Genomic DNA, 14262 nt, shown 5'->3' with positions numbered 1-14262 from the left:
AGCGGGTGCGCAATCATGGCATCCGTGCGTGTGAACGCCGTAATCCAGGCCCGGATGACCTCCTCCCGGCTGCCCGGCAAGGTCCTGCGCGACCTCGGCGGCAGGCCGGTGCTGGAGTGGGCCGTGCGGGCGGCCCGGCGGGCGGCCGTCGACCGGGTGGTCATCGCCACCTCCGACGACCCGTCCGACGACCCCATCGCCGCCCGCGACTGGGGCGTCGACGTCGTGCGCGGCCCGCTGGAGGACGTGCTGGGCCGGTTCCTGGTGGCGGTCGACCGCCACCCGTGCGACGCCGTCCTGCGCATCACCGCCGACTGCCCCCTGCACGACCCCGTCCTGCTCGACCAGGTGGTCGGGCTGTGGCGGGCGGACCCGTCGCTGGACTACGCCAGCAACACCCTCGTGCGCACCCTGCCCCGCGGCTACGACGCCGAGGTCGTGCGCGTCGACGTGCTGCGCGCCCAGGCCGCGGTCCCGGTCGGCCCGCACCGCGAGCACGTCACGTCCGGGGTCTACACCGATCCGCGCCACCGCTGCGCGGGCGTGGTCGCCGCCCCGGCGGCCGCGGACCTGCGGGTCACCCTCGACACCGAGGCCGACGCCGCGGTCATCGACGCCGTGGTGGCCGCGCTGGGCGAGCCGTCGTGGCGGGAGGTCGTGGCCTTCCTGCGCGCGAACCCGGACATCGCCGCCCGCAACAGCCACGTCGAGCAGGTCGCCCCGTGAGGCTCGCCCTGCGGGCCGACGCCTCGCCGGGCATCGGCGTGGGCCACCTCGCCCGCTGCGCCGCCCTCGCCGAGGAGGCCGTGGCCCGCCGCTGGGCGGTGACGCTGACCGGCGACCTCACCGCGGGGGACTGGCTGGTCGACCGCCTCACCGAGCTGGGCGTGGAGATCCGCCCGGACTGGCCCGACGCGGACATCGCCGTCGTCGACCACTACGGCCCGGTCACCCCGCCCGACATCCGATTGGTCTCCATCGAGGACGGCGCCTTCGGCCGCCGCCGCGCCGACGTGGTCGTCGACCCCGCCCTCGCCCCCGAGCCCCGTCCCGCCGACGGGTCCGCCGAGGTCCTGCGCGGTCCCGCCTACGCCCCCCTGCGCGCCGCCGTCCGCACCGCCCGCGAGCGGCGGGCGGCCCGCTCCGGCGCCCCCGGCACGCCGCCGCGCGTGGTGGTGGCCATGGGCGGCGGTGCCGCCGGGGGCGCCGTGTCGGCCGCGCTGGCCGCGCTGCGCGCGACCGGGCTGGCGCTGGACGTGCTGGTGGTCTCCGCGGCGGCGGTGGACCCGGGCGGGCCGGGGGTGCGGGTCGTCGGGCCGCGCCCGGACCTGCCCGACCTGTTCGCCGAGGCCGACCTGGTGGTCAGCGCCGCGGGCGTCACCCTGCTCGAACTCTGCTGCCTGGGCGTCCCCGCCGCCGTGGCCGTCATCGCCGACAACCAGCGGCCCGGCTACACCGCCGCCGTCGAGCGCGGGCTGGCCGCTGGCCTGGGCGAGCTGGACGACTCCGCCGCGGGCACGCTGCACCACCTGCTCACGACGCCCGCCGCCCGGGTCGCCCTCGCCGCGGCGGCGGGCAAGGTCGTGGACGGCCAGGGCGCGCGCCGCATCCTCAACGCCGCCGCCCGGCTCACCCTGCGCCCGGCCGCGCAGGCCGACGCGGAGCGCCTCCTCGCCTGGCGCAACGACCCCGGCACCCGCCGCTGGTCGCTCAACCCGGACCCGGTCTCCCCGGAGGACCACCGCCGCTGGCTGGCGCGGGACCGGCACCTGCTCATCGCCGAGGAGGCGGGCACGCCCGTCGGCGTGGTCCGCTTCGACCCGCTCCCCGACGGCGTGGAGGTCAGCATCACCATCGCCCCCGAGGCGCGCGGGCGCGGCCTCGCCCGCCCGATCCTGGAAGCCGCCCAGGACACCGTCGCGGGGCAGCGGGTCCACGCCCGCATCCACGAGGACAACGCCGCCTCCCGCCGCCTGTTCGCCGGCGCGGGCTACCGCAGGACCGCAGGCCCCGACGCCCGGGGCTTCGCCGCCTACCAGCGCTGACGCGGACCGGGCCTAGAGGTACTGGCCGGTGCCGCGCAGGTGCGGGCCGTCCGGCGTCGCGCCCTGCCCGGACGGCAGGCCCCGGCGCATCTGCTCCAGCTGCACGCGCGCGGCCATCTGCTGGGCGAACAGCGCGGTCTGGATGCCGTGGAAGAGCCCCTCCAGCCAGCCGACCAGCTGGGCCTGCGCGATCCGCAGCTCGGCGTCGGAGGGCGTGCCGCCCTCGGTGAACGGCAGCGACAGCCGCTCCAGCTCCTCGACCAGCTCGGGGGCCAGGCCGTCCTCCAGCTCCTTGATGGAGCGGGTGTGGATCTCCCGGAGGCGGTTGCGGCTGGCCTCGTCCAGCGGGGCGGCCCTGACCTCCTCCAGCAGCTGCTTGATCATGGTGCCGATGCGCATGACCTTGGCGGGCTGCTCCACCATGTCGCCCACCGACTCGCTGGAGCCGTCCTCGTTGATGCGGGCGGCGCCGAGCGGGGAGCCGTCCGGGCCCACGACCATCACGTGGTGGGCCTGCTCGTTGCTGTCGTCGCGCTGTCCGGGCTCGCTCATGGGTGCGAGGGTAGCCGCCGCGCGGACCCGGGAAACGACCGACGGCGGGCCTGCGTACGGTGTGGCGCATGGCCTTCGACGTCGCTCGAATTCGCGGGCTGTTCCCCGCGCTGGGTGACGGCTGGGTGCACCTGGACTCGCCGGCAGGCATGCAAGTGCCCGAACAGGTGGCCACCGCGGTCTCCACCGCGCTGCGCGCCCCCGTCTCCGGTCCCGGCGGGCTCTTCCCCGCCTCCCAGCGCGCCGAGGCGATCGAGGACGCCGCCCGGCGCGCGGTCGCCGACCTGGTCAACGGCGACGCGGCGGGGGTCGTGCTCGGCCCCAACCCCGCCGTGCTGCTGGACCGGCTGGCCGAGGCGCACGGGGAGCGCTGGCTGATGGGCGACGAGGTGGCCCTGTCCCGGTTGGACCACCAGGCCAACACCGTGCCGTGGCTGCGCGTCGCCCAGCGGGCGGGCGCGACCGTGCGCTGGGCCGAGATCGACATCGAGACCTGCGAGCTGCCCGCGTGGCAGTACGAGAACCTCATCTCCCCGCGGACGAAGGTCGTCGCCGTGACCGCCGCGTCCGGCGCGGTCGGCACCCGCCCGGACCTGCCCAAGATCATCGCCAAGGCCAAGGAGCAGGGCGCCTTCGTCGTCGTCGACGCCTCGTCGGCCGCGCCGTTCGTGCCGCTGGACATCGCCGCGCTCGGCGCCGACGTCATCGCCCTGTCCGCCGTCGCGTGGGGCGGGCCCGCCGTGGCCGCGCTGGTCTTCGCCGACCCGGCCGCCATCGACCGGCTGCCCGCCAGCTCGCTGGACCCGCGCGCCACCGGCCCGCGCAGGCTCGAACTCGGCGGCCACGCCTACCCGATGCTGGCGGGCCTGGTCGCCTCCGTCGACTACCTCGCCGACCTCGACGACGCCGCCACCGGCACCCGCCGCGAGCGCATCGCCACCTCGATCAGCTCGGCCAAGAGCTACCAGGCGGGCCTGCTGTCGCGGCTCATCGGCGACCTGCGCCAGCTGCGGCACGTCATGGTCATCGGCGACGCCATGCGGCGCATCCCGGCGCTGGCCTTCACCGTGGCCGACCGCAAGGCCGCCGAGGTGGTCGAGGACCTGGCCGAGCACGGCATCTGCGCCTTCGCCGACGACACCCCGACCGGGGTGTTCGCCACGCTCGGGGTCGGCGAGGTCGGCGGCGCGGTGCGGGTGGGGCTGGCCCACTACACCACCGCCGTCGAGGTGGACCAGCTCGTCTCAGCCCTCAGCCGCTAGCACCAGCTTCCCGAACACCCCGCCCTCCTCCAGCATCCGGTGGGCGTCGGCGGCGCGCTCCAGCGGCAGCACCTCGTGCACCACCGGCCGCACCGCGCCCGCGGCGACCAGCGGCCACACGTGCTCCACCACCGCCGCGCAGATGACGCCCTTCTCGGCGACCGGCCGGTAGCGCAGGCCCGTCGCCGTGACCGTCGCGTTCTTAGCCAGCAGCGCCCCGAGGTCGAGCTCGGCCTTGGCCCCGCCCTGCATGCCGATCACGACCAGCCGCCCGCCCCGCTTGAGCGCCGCGATATTCCGGGCGAGGTATTTCGCGCCCATGTTGTCCAGGATGACATCGGCGGCGACTTCCTTTTCGAATGCGCTGCTGCGGTAGTCCAGCGTGATGTCGGCCCCCAATTCGGCGCACCGGGTGAGCCGTTCGGCAGAACCGGCGGTCACCGCGACCGTGGCCCCGAGCGCCTTTCCGACCTGGATCGCGTGCGTGCCGATGCCGCCTGCCCCGCCGTGCACCAGCAGCGTCTCGCCGACGCCGAGCCGGGCCGTCTGGACCACGTTGGACCACACGGTGCACGCCACCTCGGGCAGCCCGGCCGCCGACACCAGGTCCACACCGGACGGCACCGGCATGAGCTGGGCGGACGGGACCGCGACCAGTTCGGCGTAGCCGCCGCCCGCCAGCAGGGCGCACACCTGGTCGCCGACGGACCAGGACTCGACGCCGGGGCCCAGCGCCACGACGGTTCCCGAGCACTCCAAGCCGAGGATCTCCGATGCCCCGGGCGGTGGTGGGTAGAAACCCTTGCGCTGCAAGAGGTCTGCCCGGTTGACCGCGGTGGCGGCCACGCGCACCAGCACCTCGCCGGGGCCGGGCGTCGGATCGGGTACGGCCGAGCGGACCAGCGCTTCCGGTCCGCCGGGCGCGGAAATGGTGATCGCCTGCATGTGGACATACGGTAATCGCACCCCGGACGGGTCACAGTCGCAGTTGAACTCTTGACCACGAGCGGATCACAGGTCAGAGTCACGCACGCCGGAAATGTCGGGGATCTTGGCCGGCACGTTCCACCCCCACGAAGGGAAGTTCACTATGCCCACCCGGACACCGGTCAGGGCAGGAGCCGTCCTGCTCGCGGCGTGTGCTGGCCTCGCGTTCACCTCGGTGCCCGCGAGCGCGCAGGCGCAGCTGCCCGACGGCCCCGCGCTCGCCAGGAACCTGGTCAAGAAGGTCACCGTCAGCGGGATCAACCGCCACCTCATCGCCTTCCAGCGCCTCGCCGACCGCAACGGCGGCTCGCGCGCAGCGGGCACCCCCGGCTACGACGCCAGCGTCGACTACGTCGCCGACAAGCTGCGCGCGGCGGGCTACGACGTCACCACCCCCGAGTTCACCTACCCGGTGCAGGTCTACGACGCGGCCTTCGCCAAGGTCGGGACCACCCAGGTCCAGGCGATCCCGATGGAGGAGTCGCCGCAGACCCCCGCAGGCGGGGTGACCGGCCCGCTGGTGGCCGTCCCGCAGGACACGACCCCCGGCTGCGAGGCCGCGGACTTCGCGGGCCTGCCGATGACCGGCGCCATCGCGCTGATCCGGCGCGGCTCGTGCACCTTCGAGATCAAGGCGAAGAACGCCCACGCCGCAGGCGCGGTCGCGGTGCTCATCGCCAACAACGTCGACGGCGCGCTGACCAACGTGACCGTCGGCGAGGGCGTCGTCCCGACCGGCGGCGTCAGCCGCGCCGACGGCGACACCCTGTTCGGCCTCGCCGGCGGCTCGGCCACCGTCGACATGCGCTTCCACATCGAGCAGCGCCCCTCGCGCAACGTCATCGCCCAGACCACGACCGGCCGCAAGGACAACGTGGTCATGGCGGGCGCGCACCTCGACAGCGTCGAGGTCGGCCCGGGCATCAACGACAACGGCACCGGCAGCGCCGCGCTGCTGGAGACCGCGCTCAGCCTCGGCGGCTCGCCGCGGGTGAACAACGCGGTGCGCTTCGCCTGGTGGGGCGCCGAGGAGCTGGGCCTGGTGGGCTCGACCGAGTACGTGCGGTCGCTGACCTTCGAGCAGCAGCTCGACATCGCGCTGTACCTGAACTTCGACATGATCGGCTCGCCGAACGCGGCGTACTTCGTCTACGACGGCGACGACTCCGACCAGGTCGGCGCGGGCGAGGGCCCGTACGGCTCGGCGCAGATCGAGGCGGCGTTCGTCGACTTCCTCGGCGCGACCGGGGTGGAGACCGAGGGCACCGACTTCTCCGGCCGCTCCGACTACGGCGAGTTCATCGCCCAGGGCATCCCGGCCGGTGGCCTGTTCACCGGCGCCGAGGGCGTCAAGACCGAGGCGCAGGCGGCCAAGTGGGGCGGCCAGGCGGGCGTGGCCTACGACCCGTGCTACCACCAGCGCTGCGACAACCTGGGCAACGTCGACCGCGTCGCCCTGGACCGCAACGCCGACGCGATGGCGTGGGTGACCGCGTCCTACGGCATCAGCACCGAGGACATCAACGGCGTCCCGCCGCGGATGGCCACCGCGGGCAAGACCACCACGATGTCGGCCACCTCCGTCCGCGACGCCCGGGCGGCCTACCGCCTCTCGGTCATCGAGAGCGGGGCGCACGACCTCGGCGGGGAGCACTCGCACGCCGCTGCCTCCTGAATCACCCGACCGGAAGAACTCCGTGCCGCCATGTGGCGGCACGGAGTTCTTTTCGTTGCAGGTGCCCACTCGCCGAACATCGGCCTGTGCGGTTGGTAATAGACGCCTCTTGACCCGCGGGCCGGATCGGGACGAGGGTGGCTCTCGCCGGAGCACGGACCGCGTCGGGGCGGTCACCGGCTGGTCATCATCGGAGTGAGGGGACACCTGCATGCCCAGAGCTCGGACCTTCCGCGTCGGCGCCGCCGTGATCACGGCCGCAGGCGCGCTGGCCTTCTCGACCATCCCGTCGGCAGCGGCGCCCGCCGCGACCGGCGACCTGCCCGACGGCCCGGCGCTGGCCAGGAACCTGGTCGCCAAGGTGACCGGCGCGGGCGTCAACCGCCACCTGATCGCCTTCCAGCGGCTGGCCGACCGCAACGGCGGCACCCGCGCCTCCGGCACGCCGGGCTTCGACGCCTCGCTGGCCTACGCCGAGGACAAGCTCATCGAAGCCGGGTTCGAGGTGACCAGGCAGCCGTTCCCGTTCACCTTCACCCAGACGCTGGCCCAGTCGCTCACGGCGGGCGGGCGGTCCATCCCGATCAACATCATGACCTACAGCTCGTCGACTCCGGTCGGCGGCGTGACCGCCCCGCTGGCCATCGCCGCGGTCGACGCCACCCCGGGCTGCGAGGCCAGCGACTACACCGACGCCGCGGGCAAGATCGCGCTCGCGCAGCGCGGCGCGTGCACCTACGCGCAGAAGAACCAGGCCGCCTTCGACGCGGGCGCGGTCGCGGTGATCGTCTACAACAACGTCGAGGGCCAGCTCAGCGGCACCCTCGGCTCGGTCGAGGCGGCCAAGGTGCCCGCGGGCGGGATCACCAAGGCCGAGGGCGCGGCGCTGGCCGCCGCGGGCGGCCCGGTCACCCTGGAGCTGCGGGCGCTGCGCGAGGAGCGCACCACCTACAACCTGCTCGCCGAGACCACGACCGGCCGCAAGGACAACGTCGTGGTGGCGGGCGCGCACCTCGACAGCGTGGTCGCGGGCGCGGGCATCAACGACAACGGCACCGGCAGCGCCGCGCTGCTGGAGACCGCCCTGCGCCTGGGCGGCTCGCCGCGGGTGAACAACGCCGTGCGCTTCGCCTGGTGGGGCGCGGAGGAGCTGGGCCTGGTCGGCTCCACCCGCTACGTGCGGTCGCTGAGCTTCGACGAGCAGCTCGACATCGCGCTGTACCTCAACTTCGACATGGTCGGCTCGCCCAACGGCGGGCACTTCGTCTACGACGGCGACGACTCCGACCGCGTCGGCGCGGGCCCCGGCCCCTACGGCTCGGCGCAGATCGAGGCGGCGTTCGTCGACTTCCTGGGCGCCACCGGCACGCCCACCGAGGGCTCGGACTTCACCGGCCGCTCCGACTACGGCGAGTTCATCGCCCAGGGCATCCCGGCCGGTGGGCTGGCCACCGGCGCCGAGGGGATCAAGACCGCGGCGCAGGCGGCCAAGTGGGGCGGCCAGGCGGGCGTCGCGTACGACCCGTGCTACCACCAGCGCTGCGACAACCTGGGCAACGTCAACCGGGACCTCCTGGACCGCAACGCCGACGCGATGGCGTGGGTCGTCGCCTCCTACGGCATCAGCACCGAGGACATCAACGGCGTGCCGCCGCGCGTCACCGCCAAGCAGGCCGCCGCGGCCAAGGCCGAGCGGGCCGAGGCGCGGCTGGCGCAGAAGTCGGTGATGGTGGCCCGCACGGCCCACTCGGCAGACGACGGCTGCAACCACCAGGACGTCGCGTAGCCGGAGGGCGGACGCCCCTCGCGCGGGGGCGTCCGCCTATCCGAGGTTCCTGGCCCCGAAGGTGTCGCACTGGGTGGGCTGGCCGTTGTTGATCCCGTTGAGGAACCACTTCTCGCGCTGGGCCGACGTGCCGTGGCTGAACTGCGACTCGTCCACCCGGCCGCCGCCGAGGTTCTCCTGGATGAAGTCGTCGCCGATGCGCTCGGCGACGTCCACCGCCCGGTCGACGTCGTCCTGGGTGATGTTCTTGATCAGCGGCTGGCCGCCGGCGCTGGGCGTGGTCGTGGCGTGGTTGGCCCACACGCCCGCGTAGCAGTCGGCCTGCAGCTCCAGCCGCACGCTGCCCGACGTCGGCCCGGTCTCCCGGCCGACCTGGCGCGAGGTGCCCAGCAGGTTCTGCACGTGGTGGCCGTACTCGTGGGCGAGCACGTACGCCTCGGCGAAGGTGCCGCCGCGCGCGCCGAAGCGGGTCTTGAGGTCGTCGAAGAACGACAGGTCGACGTAGACGCCCTGGTCGGCGGGGCAGTAGAAGGGGCCGACGTCGGCCGACGCGCTGCCGCAGCCGGTGTTCACCGCGCCGCGGAAGAACGTGGTGTCGGCCTCGCGGTAGGTCAGCCCGGAGCGGGCGAACTCGTCGGCCCAGTAGGCCTGGATCGAGTTGATGATCGCCACCCGGGCGCAGTCGGGCTTGGTGTTGGCGTCGCGGCCGGTGCGGCACTCCGCCTCCAGGTCGCCGCTGCTGACCGGCCGCCCGGCCGCGGCGTCGTCGGTGCTCAGCGGCGTGCCCGCGGGCAGCCCGCCGAACTGGTTGAGCAGGAAGTAGATGAGGATCCCCACCAGGCCGAGCCCGCCGCCGCCGAGGGCGACCCGGCCCCCGACCCCGCCGCCCCGCGCGTCCTGCACCTGGGAGGTGTCCAGCGCGACACCCTCGTCGAACTCCACGGTTGTCTCCCGTCGGCTCTCGTGCTGGGAAGCCTAGAGCACAAGCCTGGGCGCGGCCCGCCGTCGGGGGGCCGCGCCCAGGTTCCCACGGTGACGTAGCGGCAGTTGTGAGTCCGGTCCGACGCGGAGCCTGGCCGGAAGGCGCAGAGGCTGCATCCGGATGCCAGGCTCAACGGCGCCGGGAGGGCGAACCTCGCGCAGCCACACACGGGGCGACGCCCTGACGACCGGTCCGGTCACTGCTCACAATCGCGGTCGGACCGATGCGGTTCGCCCCGCCCGCGGGGTCGCAGCGGCCGGTTGCCGCTACTGATGGTGTGTCTCTCGATCCGGCACGGCACCACCTGACCTCTCTCGGCCGGTCGCGGCGGCGGGCGCACTGCTGGCTGTGCGTCCGTGTCCACTCGGGCCAGCCACCCCCCATCTTGCGCCTGAGTGCCTGATCACACAACCCTTTGCGCCGTCCTGAACCGGTGAACCTCGCCGTTACTGTCCGAATGGGACGTTCGCGGGTCCGGCCGGGACGGTCGCTGGCCGACCACGACCGCGCCGAGCACCAGGGCCGCGCCCGCGAGCTGCCACCCGGTGAGCGACTGGCCAAGCACCGCCCAGCCCAGCAGAGTCGCGGTGAGCGGGCTGGCGAGTCCGAGCAGCGACACCTGGCCAGCGGTGAGCTTGCGCAGGCCGGAGAAGAACAGGACGTAGGCCAGGGCGGTGCTGATGACGCTCAACCAGACGAACCCGCCGACGGCCACCCAGTCGAGCGATGGCGGTGCACCCTCGGTGGCGATCGCGAGCGGCACCAGGAGGATCGAGCCGCCGATGAGCTGCCAGCCGGTGGCGGTCAGCGCGGTCATCCCCGGAGGTGGGCCCCACTTGCGGGTCAGGACCAGGCCCGCGCCGAGGGAGACCGCGGTGCCCAGCCCGGTGAGCACCCCGATCGGGTCGAGCGCCGCGCTGCCGCGCAGGACCAGCAGGCTCACCCCCGCGATCCCGGCGATGGCCACCGCCACCTTGCGGGTGGTCACCGGCTCCTTCAGCCACAGCGCCGCCAGCCCGAGCACGACGATGACCTGCGCCGCGCCCAGCGTCGCCGCCACCCCGCCGGGCAGCCGCGTCGCCGCGACGAACAGCAGCGCGAAGAACACGCCGATGTTGAGCACGCCGAGCACGAACAAGCGGCCGAGCCAGCCCCGGCTCGGCAGCCCGGGCTTGATCGCGAGCAGGAGCAGGCCCGCCGGGAGCGCCCGCAGCACCGCGATCCACATCGGCGACGGCGGCAGGAACTCGGTGGTCACCAGGTAGGTCGTCCCCCAGAGCAGCGGCGCGACGGCCGTGCGGAGCACCGTGGTCATCTCGGCGACAATCCCCTCGACGTGAAGTATCTCGACATTAAGATACTTCAGGTGGCGGGCGCCTGGCACACTGATCCGATGCGCGACCAGGTGGACGACATCCTCGACCAGTGGCGCCGGGAGCGCCCGGACCTCGACGTGGCCCCGATGGCCCTCTTCGGCAGGCTCGCCCGGGTGTCGGCCCTGGTCGGCAGGGAGCTGGAGGCCAACTTCGCCCGCCACGGCCTCACCCGGGCCGACTTCGACGTCCTGGCCACCCTGCGCCGCTCGGGCGCCCCGTTCACCCTGACCCCCGGCAGGCTCCAGGCCACGATGATGATCAGCTCGGGCACCACCACCCACCGCGTCGACCGCCTCGAACGCCGCGGCCTGGTCGCCCGCGACCCCGACCCGGACGACCGCCGCGGCGTCCGCGTCCGGCTCACCGAGCAGGGCCGCGCCCTGGTGGACGAGGCGGTCGAGACCCACCTGGCCCGGGAGCACGCGCTGCTCGCCGACCTGCCCCCGTCGACCGCCGACGCACTGTCCGACCTGCTGCGCGAACTGCTCGTTTCCCTGTCCGCACCCCGTAATCTGGTCCGGTGACCTCCGAACCACGCTGGTTGAGCCCGGCGGAGATGCGCGCCTGGCGCGCGTACGTCATCGGCAGCGAACTCCTGCGCCAGCAGCTCAACCGCGAGCTCCAGGACCGCCACCAGCTGGCCCTGGCCGACTACGAGGTCCTGGTCCGCCTCTCCGAGCGCCCCGACGGCCGCATGCGCATGAGCAACCTGGCGGGCCAGGTCGCCTCCTCCAAGAGCAGGCTGTCCCACCAGATCGCCCGCATGGAGAAGGCAGGCCTGGTCAAACGCCACAACTGCCCCGACGACGCCCGCGGCGTCATAGCCGAGATCACCCCCCGCGGCCTCGACACCCTCCGCACCGCCGCCCCCACCCACGTCGACGGCGTCCGCGACCACCTCGTAGACCTCATGACCGCCCCGGAACAACAAGCCATCGCCGCCCTCTTCGAGCGCGTCATCGCCCACCTCGACCCCACCTGACCCCGCCCTCTAGGCTTGGCCCCGCACCCAGGAGGCGTGGCAGAGCGGCCGAATGCATCCGCCTTGAAAGCGGAAGACGGGCAACCGTCCGGGGGTTCAAATCCCTCCGCCTCCGCAGCTCGGAAGGGGTGTCAACCCTCCTGTGTGGAGGCTTGGCACCCCTTCGCTGCAGCTACGGGTGCAGCAACGACCGGGAACCCCTTTGGCCACCGTTAGGTTCGACGGGTCGAGCGGGTCGCTCGTTGGGACGTGACGACCAGGGCTTCCGTTCAGGCTCATCCCTGCAATGGAGCGGCGCGCTCCGCGTTGATGTCTTCAATCGACGGACGAACTAGCTGGCGACTATTCGAGTCACCACCACGGGAATGAGTTCGGCTCATTTCGAGAATGGTTGCGCCGAATGGTTGCGAACCATTCGGTCGAACCTTAATAGGATATCCGCCTCGCCCCCGCATCCGCTACTTTCGTTGCAGGCAAAGGCATATCCGCGGAGGTGGCGGTGGACGCGGCGGGGGCGCGGAATGAGTTCTCTGGGCAGGCTGCGGCTGTGGTGCAGGCGCGGGATGTGCATGGGGATGTGCATTTCCACTACCCCGTCCAAGCCCTGCCCGCCCCCCGGCAGCTACCCCCCGACGTCCCCGACTTCGTCAACCGGGTCAACCACCTCGCCCGGTTGCACGAGTGGCTGGATGAGCCGGAGGGGCAGGCGCACCCGGTTGAGGTGATCGCGGGGGTCGGGGGTGTCGGGAAGACGACGTTGGCCACCCACTGGGCGCACCGGGTGCGGGATCGGTTTCCCGACGGGGATCTGTTCGTGGACATGCACGGGTACCACCCGGAGCGGTCGGTGGAGCCGGGGGAGGCGTTGGCGGCGGTGCTGCGGGCGTTGGACATCCCGGCTGAGCGGATACCGAGCGGGGTGGATGCGCGGGCGGCGTTGTACCGCTCGCTGCTGCACCGGCGGCGGATGCTGGTGCTGCTGGACGACGCCGCCACCCCCGAGCAGGTCAGACCGCTGCTGCCCGGCACTCCCACCTGTAAGGTCTTGATCACCAGCCGCAGCCACATGAGCGGGCTCGTCGTGACGAACGGAGCGCAGCGGATGCCGTTGGACGTGCTGCCGCCGGAGCGGGCCAAGGAACTGCTGGGCCAGATCACGGGGGCCGAGCGGGTGCTCGCCGAGCCGGCGGCCGTCGACCGGCTGATCGCCTACTGCGGCTACCTGCCGCTGGCGCTGCGCATCGCCGCGGAGCGGCTCGCCGAGCGGTCGCACGCGCCCATCGCCGAGCTGGTCGAGGAGCTGGCCGTCGAGCGGGAGCGGCTCGACGTGCTGGCCGCGCCGGGGGACGAGGCGGCCGCCGTGCGGGCGGTGTTCTCCCTGTCCTACCGCGCGTTGACCCCCGACCAGGCGCGCGCGTACCGGCTGCTCGGCCTGCCCACCGGCCAGGACATCGGCCTGCCCGCCGCCGCGGCCCTGCTGGGCATGTCCCCGGGCCGGACCCGCCGGGTGCTGTCGGAGCTGACCTCGGTGCACCTGCTCACCGAGCGGGACGACCGGCGCTACCAGCTGCACGACCTGCTCCGGCTGCACGCGGCGGAGTGCGCGGAGGCCGACGAGCCCGAAGCGGAGCGGCGCGCCGCGGTCCGCCGCCTCCTGGTCTGGTACGCCCACGCCACCCGGGACGCGGTGGCCGTGATCATCCCCTTCTTCACCCAGATCCCGGTCGACCTCCCCGAGGCCCCGGCGCCGACCCCCGAGTTCGCCGACCGCGCGGCCGCCCTGGCGTGGGGTGACGCCGAGCGGGCGAACCTGGTGGCCGCCGTCCGGCAGGCCGCGGCGACGGGCATGGACGACCTGGCCTGGCGGCTGCCGGTGCTGATGTTCGGGCTGATGCTCGTCCGCAGGCCGCACGCGGACTGGCTGGCGACCCACGAGATCGGGGTCGCCGCGGCGCGGGCCTGCGGCGAGCGGGCGGCCGAGGCGTGGCTGCTCACCAGCGCGGCCATCGCCGAGCGGGAGTCGCGCGACCCCGAGCGGGCGCTCGACCAGCTGACGCAGGCGCTGGCCCGCTGGCGCGAGGACGGCACCCGGTGGGGCATCGCCTGGGCGCTGCGCGACACCGGCGCGACCTACCGCCAGCTGGGGCGGCACACCGAGGCGATCGCCATGCTCGAGCAGGCGTTGGAGATGCACCTGGCCGACGGGGACACCTGGGGCGAGGCGACCGCGCTGGCCGGGCTGGCGAAGGCGCACGTGCAGACCGGCGAGCTGGACTTGGCGCTGGCCGAGTCGCAGCGGGCGCTGCAGATCCGCCGCGAGCACCAGGACCAGCGCAACATCGGCAACGCCCTCAACGACGTCAGCCACGTCCACCTCGTCAGGGGCGACTTCGCGGGCGCCGAGGAGCTGGCGAAGTCGGCGCTGGAGATCCTGACCGCCGTCGACTACTGGAACGGCCGGGCCCGCTCCTGCGAGCTGCTCGGCGACGCCCTGGACGGCGCGGGCCGCGCCGACGAGGCGGCCGAGCAGTGGCGCGCCGCGCTGGAGCTCTACAGCCTGCTCGGCGATCCCCGCGCGGATGAGATGCGTGGCCGATTGGCCAGCTGACCAGCCG

Annotated in this window: 12 protein-coding genes and 1 tRNA gene; 9 read left to right on the top strand and 4 right to left on the bottom strand. The window is 73.6% G+C overall.

The annotated features are described in order from the left end of the window. Window positions 1–15 precede the first annotated feature (15 nt). Both ACWEPX_RS06280 and ACWEPX_RS06275 read left to right on the top strand, forming a co-directional pair. A complete protein-coding gene (locus ACWEPX_RS06280; RefSeq protein ID WP_451896017.1) occupies window positions 16–726 on the top strand; it encodes a cytidylyltransferase domain-containing protein in 711 nt (236 codons plus the stop codon). After that, window positions 723–2045, top strand: a complete 1323-nt coding sequence (locus ACWEPX_RS06275) for a GNAT family N-acetyltransferase (protein ID WP_451896016.1) — start codon at window positions 723–725, stop codon at window positions 2043–2045. Before ACWEPX_RS06280 ends, ACWEPX_RS06275 begins: the two co-directional genes overlap by 4 nt. A gap of 12 nt (window positions 2046–2057) precedes the next feature. On the opposite strand, the gene ACWEPX_RS06270 is transcribed toward ACWEPX_RS06275, so the two are convergent. Beyond that, entirely contained in the window at window positions 2058–2597 is a 540-nt protein-coding gene (locus tag ACWEPX_RS06270; protein ID WP_451896015.1) for a bacterial proteasome activator family protein, read from the bottom strand. Window positions 2598–2665: 68 nt separating this feature from the next. On the opposite strand from ACWEPX_RS06270, the gene ACWEPX_RS06265 reads away from it, so the two are divergent. Next, window positions 2666–3859 (top strand): cysteine desulfurase-like protein, encoded by a 1194-nt coding sequence (locus tag ACWEPX_RS06265; protein ID WP_451896014.1) that lies wholly within the window; start codon window positions 2666–2668, stop codon window positions 3857–3859. Here ACWEPX_RS06265 and ACWEPX_RS06260 read toward each other — a convergent pair. Continuing rightward, window positions 3842–4804 carry an NAD(P)H-quinone oxidoreductase gene (locus ACWEPX_RS06260; RefSeq protein ID WP_451896013.1) on the bottom strand — a complete coding sequence of 321 codons (963 nt, stop codon included), beginning with the start codon at window positions 4802–4804 and terminating at the stop codon, window positions 3842–3844. The genes ACWEPX_RS06265 and ACWEPX_RS06260 overlap by 18 nt on opposite strands. Window positions 4805–4949: 145 nt before the next feature. Here ACWEPX_RS06260 and ACWEPX_RS06255 point away from each other — a divergent pair, with 145 nt between their 5' ends. Further along, the gene (locus ACWEPX_RS06255; RefSeq protein ID WP_451896012.1) at window positions 4950–6521 is read left to right on the top strand and encodes a M28 family metallopeptidase; all 1572 of its coding nucleotides are present in this window, start codon (window positions 4950–4952) and stop codon (window positions 6519–6521) included. A 211-nt stretch (window positions 6522–6732) separates the two neighbouring features. Next, complete coding sequence (locus tag ACWEPX_RS06250) at window positions 6733–8307, top strand: M28 family metallopeptidase (RefSeq protein WP_451896011.1); 1575 nt, start codon at window positions 6733–6735, stop codon at window positions 8305–8307. A gap of 36 nt (window positions 8308–8343) precedes the next feature. On the opposite strand, the gene ypfJ is transcribed toward ACWEPX_RS06250, so the two are convergent. Together ypfJ and ACWEPX_RS06240 are read right to left on the bottom strand one after the other, a co-directional pair. Continuing rightward, window positions 8344–9249 (bottom strand): KPN_02809 family neutral zinc metallopeptidase, encoded by a 906-nt coding sequence (gene ypfJ, locus ACWEPX_RS06245; RefSeq protein WP_451896010.1) that lies wholly within the window; start codon window positions 9247–9249, stop codon window positions 8344–8346. Between the two features lie 443 nt (window positions 9250–9692). Then, the gene (locus tag ACWEPX_RS06240) at window positions 9693–10604 is read right to left on the bottom strand and encodes an EamA family transporter (RefSeq protein WP_451896009.1); all 912 of its coding nucleotides are present in this window, start codon (window positions 10602–10604) and stop codon (window positions 9693–9695) included. A 78-nt stretch (window positions 10605–10682) separates the two neighbouring features. On the opposite strand from ACWEPX_RS06240, the gene ACWEPX_RS06235 reads away from it, so the two are divergent. The 4 genes from ACWEPX_RS06235 (at window position 10683) to ACWEPX_RS06220 (ending at window position 14255) form a co-directional block, all read left to right on the top strand. After that, a complete protein-coding gene (locus ACWEPX_RS06235) occupies window positions 10683–11189 on the top strand; it encodes a MarR family winged helix-turn-helix transcriptional regulator (protein WP_451896008.1) in 507 nt (168 codons plus the stop codon). A gap of 32 nt (window positions 11190–11221) precedes the next feature. Then, a complete protein-coding gene (locus ACWEPX_RS06230; protein WP_451896177.1) occupies window positions 11222–11647 on the top strand; it encodes a MarR family winged helix-turn-helix transcriptional regulator in 426 nt (141 codons plus the stop codon). Window positions 11648–11677: 30 nt separating this feature from the next. Next, window positions 11678–11762: transfer RNA gene (locus ACWEPX_RS06225), tRNA-Ser, on the top strand. A gap of 462 nt (window positions 11763–12224) precedes the next feature. Beyond that, on the top strand, window positions 12225–14255 hold the full coding sequence (locus tag ACWEPX_RS06220; RefSeq protein ID WP_451896007.1) for an ATP-binding protein: 2031 nt from the start codon (window positions 12225–12227) through the stop codon (window positions 14253–14255). The last annotated feature ends 7 nt before the right edge of the window (window positions 14256–14262 follow it).

The organism is Actinokineospora sp. NPDC004072 (genome assembly GCF_053604195.1).
The sequence above is the reverse complement of the archived record's forward strand: the minus strand, read 5'-3'. Positions and strand labels throughout refer to the sequence as shown.